Source organism: uncultured Campylobacter sp. (assembly GCF_937997465.1).
GTDB lineage: Bacteria > Campylobacterota > Campylobacteria > Campylobacterales > Campylobacteraceae > Campylobacter_A.
In genome coordinates, this window is the sequence record NZ_CALKTQ010000223.1 from 1 (window position 1) to 4412 (window position 4412).

At 46.1% G+C, this 4412-nt stretch carries 3 protein-coding genes and 1 pseudogene; all 4 read left to right on the forward strand.

Features of this window, described 5'->3' with window-relative positions:
- Window positions 1-191: 191 nt before the first annotated feature.
- Window positions 192-1682, forward strand: a complete 1491-nt coding sequence (locus Q0546_RS07465) for a flagellar hook-length control protein FliK (protein WP_298791847.1) — start codon at window positions 192-194, stop codon at window positions 1680-1682.
- Between the two features lie 47 nt (window positions 1683-1729).
- Window positions 1730-2434, forward strand: coding sequence for a flagellar basal body rod modification protein (locus Q0546_RS07470; RefSeq protein ID WP_009494792.1), 705 nt, complete (start codon window positions 1730-1732; stop codon window positions 2432-2434).
- 4 nt (window positions 2435-2438) lie between these two features.
- Window positions 2439-4070 (forward strand): flagellar hook-basal body complex protein, encoded by a 1632-nt coding sequence (locus Q0546_RS07475; protein WP_298791849.1) that lies wholly within the window; start codon window positions 2439-2441, stop codon window positions 4068-4070.
- Window positions 4071-4218: 148 nt separating this feature from the next.
- Window positions 4219-4412 (forward strand): annotated as a pseudogene (locus Q0546_RS07480) (ribonucleotide-diphosphate reductase subunit beta); the annotation flags it as partial.

The window sequence follows — 4412 nt, forward strand, 5'->3', positions numbered from 1 at the left end:
AAAATTAAGCGTAGGTCTAAACGTCAATAACTTAACCGACAAAGAGTATTTTTCCGGTTGCGACGGATATTATTGCTACTACGGCGAAGGCATCAGAGCTACGCTAACGGCTAAATATAAATTTTAATCTCCGATTTTAATCTCCCAAACTCGCCTCAAACGAGGCGAGTTTTTCTACGAAACGATTAGGAATGATTTTTGCATACCCTTTGAAAGTTAAATTTAAAGGGTTTATGCAGACTACTCAAAACGATATTTTGTCCTTTGACGCGAGTATCAAAGGCGGCGTAAAAAAGCAGAGCAAAAGCTCGCAAAAAGGCGGTAAAGAAGACGGCGCATTTCTCTCTATGGTGCTAGACGCGGCCGCTAAAAAAGGCGAAAATTTAAGCGAAAAAGATCTAAAAGAGATGGCAAAAGCCGTAAATTTATCCGCCCAAACGGCTCAAAACGGGCAAACAAAAGTGCCCATCCAAAGCACGGACGTAAAAGAAATTTTAGGCGAGGAAGCGGCGGAAAATTTGTTTGAAAACGCGACTTTTATGCAGCTTTTGCAAATTTTAGAGATGTTTAGCGGCGGCGAAAAAATCAGCAAATTTCCAAATTTTGAAAACCGCCTAGCCAAAGCGCTCTCAAGCGAAACGACGCTAAACGAGCTAAGGGGAGCCAAAAATCTAAACGAGCTAATAGAGATCGCAAATAAGCTAAATTTGGGTCTAGAAAATATCGAAGTAACGCAAGCGCAAGCCGACGAGCTAGGCGAGAAGTTTCCAAGCTTGGCGAAAAAAGATTTCTTTGAACCAGTAACGCCTAAGAAAAATTTCGCTTTTAGCGAGCTAAAAAACAAGGTCGAAGAGGCCATAAGCGCAAGCGAGCCAGAGCCCAAAGATACTCTAAATAAACTACTCGCCGCCGTGCAAGAAGAGCAAAATAAAGCACAACCCAAAGACCTCGGCGCAAAAGCGCAAGATACGCAAAATTTGGCTCAAAACTCCAAAATCATAAAAGAAGCGGTAAAAAACGAGGACGAGAAAGAGGCGAATTTAAAAGACGAAAAGCCAAACTTCAAAGCCGAAAGCGAGCTAAATTTAACCGCCGCAAAAAGCGAAAAATCGGGGCTCGGTCAAGACTCTAAAAAGATAAATTTGCAAAATTTGCTATTTCCGGAGCGCGAAAACGCTGAGGAGCAAATTTTAACCGAGACCCAAAGCGATAACGGCGAAAATAACGAACTAAACGCTATAGTAAAAGATGTCATCTCAAACGCCAAGGCGCAAAGCAGGAATTTCCAAGCCGTGCGCGAGACATTTGATAACTTTAGCTCAAATTTAAAAGAGCAGGTCGCGGCCTACAAATCGCCTTTCATGCGATTTAACATCACGCTAAATCCACTAAATTTGGGCGAAGTCGAGATCACGATGGTAAATCGCGGCAACAATCTGCACATAAATTTTAGCTCCAACACGCAGACGATGAACCTGTTTTTACAAAATCAGGCCGAGTTTAAAAACAGCCTCGTAAATATGGGTTTTACCGAGCTTGAGATGAACTTTAGCGATCAAAATCAGCCAAAAAAAGAGCAAGGGCAAAAGAGCTACAAAGGCTCCAAATTTAGCTCCGACGACGCTGAGCAAAGCGAACCGTCCGCGCCTCGTTTAGAGCTCGTCGTTCCGCGCTACGTGTAAATTTGGAATCAAATTTGCTTGAGATATAAAAATTTAAAGGATAAAAGATGTCAAACGGACTAGAAACCAATAACTTTACGGTAAACAACCAGGCCGCCAAAAAATCAGCGGACGCCCTACAAAAGGCCGCAGGCACCAATCCAAATGCCCAGCTAGACAAGGACGCTTTTATGAAACTTCTTTTAACCGAGCTTCAGTATCAAGATCCGACAAGCCCGATGGATACGGAAAAAATGCTAACCCAAACTAGCCAGCTAGCCTCGCTTGAAATGCAAGAAAATACAAACAAAATGATGCAAAAGCTAGCCGACCAGCTAAAAAATAGCACAAATATGTACGCCGTCGGAGTGCTAGGCAAGATGGCTAAAATCGGCGATAGCGGCATCGTAAAAGAAGAAGGCTCGGGCGTCAAATTTGCGGGATTTTTAGAAAGCGCGGCAAAAGGCGGCACGATAAATATCAAAGACGGCACCGGTAAACTCGTAAGAAAGCTAGAATTCGGCCAAGCTAGCGCCGGAGCCAATACCTTTGAGTGGGACGGCAAGGATAGCGCAGGCAACGACGCAAAAGCAGGCACCTACTCGGTAGAGATAAACTACGTCGATCACGCTGGCGGCGCCAAAACCGGCGGCGTAGGCAACTATCTCGTAGAGGGCGTCAAATTTATCGATGGCGTCGCACAGGTAAAGGTCGGCGGACAATACGTCAGCATCGACAAAGTCAAAGAATTTACCGAGCCGTCAAAAGGATAAATCCATGGTAAGAAGCCTATATAACGGCGTTAGCGGCGTCAGAACCCAGGGGTTTAGCATGGACGTTTGGGCGAACAATATCGCCAACATAAATAACGTCGGCTTTACCGCTTCGATACCGGAATTTAAGAGCATTTTTTATCAGACATCCTTTGCCGCCGGCAATAATCCGACGCAGGACCAAGTAGGCCTGGGCGCGACGGGCATGACGACGGCGCTTAGCTTTTACAAGCAGGGCCCATTTATGAAAACCGATAACGTCCTAGATATGGCGATCGGCGGCAAGGGGTTTTTTGGCGTAACGAACGGCTCTGGCACCTATTACACGCGCGCCGGTAGCTTTGGCGTAGATAAAGAAAGATATCTCGTAACAAATCAAGGCAACTATGTACTAGGAACGCAAAATGCGCTAACGCAGGTGACTCCAAGCCAGGGCGCGATAGAGGCTTTCGGTAGAGTAAACAGCACCGCCACCGTCACGCAGGCCTACACTCTAGGCGCCGATACCACAGACCTCGACGTCGGCGACATCGGCTCCCAAGGCAAAATTCGCTTGCCTGAGTTTTTGTATCTACCGACCAAACCGACTTCAAAGGTAACCTTTAAAGGAAATCTCGACTCATCTTTTAAAACCGAGCCAACCACTTTGCCAGTCGATACCGCGACCTATACGAGTAACATAGATAACCCATCTAGAACTATAAATTTACGCGGACGAGTCACGGCTGACGATACGATAACTCGCCCTAGAAAAGGCGATCTAGTCACCGTAACGGCAACCGATGCGAACGGCAAAACGGCTGAATTTAGCGCTCCGATCGACGAAAACGGCAACTGGAGCATAAGTCAGAAATTTGAAAGAGATTTTGACCTAACGACCGCCCCAAATTTGACCGCAAAAATAAACACGACTAAAGAAGCGGCAAATCAAGAAAAATTCGTAACCGAGCTTTTAAATGCTGACGGTACGAAAAATAAACTTGAACTAACGCTAACAAAACGCGTACCTCAGGGCGCTAACGGTACAGTTTGGGATGCGGCGGCGACCGTAAAAGACGCAAGCGGCGCAGTGGTCTCAAATACTAACGGCGAGCTAAATTTTGATTACGAAGGTAGGCTTGTTAGCTCTACTTTAAGCGCCCTAGATAATAACGGCTCGCAAGTCGAGCTAGACTTCGGCACTCCTGCGGCTGCGGGTCAAATTTACTCAGGCGTCACTAGCACGTCTCAAGCCAAAAGTATCTCGATCGCGCAAGACGGCGTACGTGAGGGTATTTTAAAGGATTATTACACCAACGATTCTGGAAATATCTTGGCGCAGTTTACAAATGGCCAAGTCCGCTCCGTCGGCAAAGTCGCTCTCTATCACTTCCAAAACGAGCAAGGGCTTGCTAAAATGGGCGACAACATCTACTCGCAAAGCGCGAATTCGGGCGCCGCCTTTTTCTACAAGGACGCGGGCGGCAAAAGCATCTACGGCGCCAAACTAGCTAGCAGCATGCTCGAGCAGTCAAACGTCGATCTAGCCCAGGCTCTAACGGAGGTCATCGTCACGCAAAAAGCCTACGACGCTAACGCCAAGAGCATAACGACTAGCAACGAAATGCTCCAGCGCGCCATCGAGCTAAAACGCTAAATTTAACCCGCGATTTGACGCGGGTTTTTTAATTTTAGCTGCAACCTTAAAGCCAAATTTAACGCGATAAAATAGTCTACTTCAAGATATCTAAATAATTTTTTAGCTAAAATCAGCCCCGAAAATTTACCGAATAAAGAAAAAAATTATGAACCGAAAAAGAATCTACAATCCAAGCTCAAACGAAAATTTGACCGATCGCCGCGTATTTAACGGCAATCCGCACGGCATCTTAAATTTCACCAAGGCAAAATACCAGTGGGCGCTCAAGCTCTGGGACCTGATGGAGGCTAACACGTGGTTTCCAAAAGAGGTCGACACCACCGACGACGTGCGCGACTA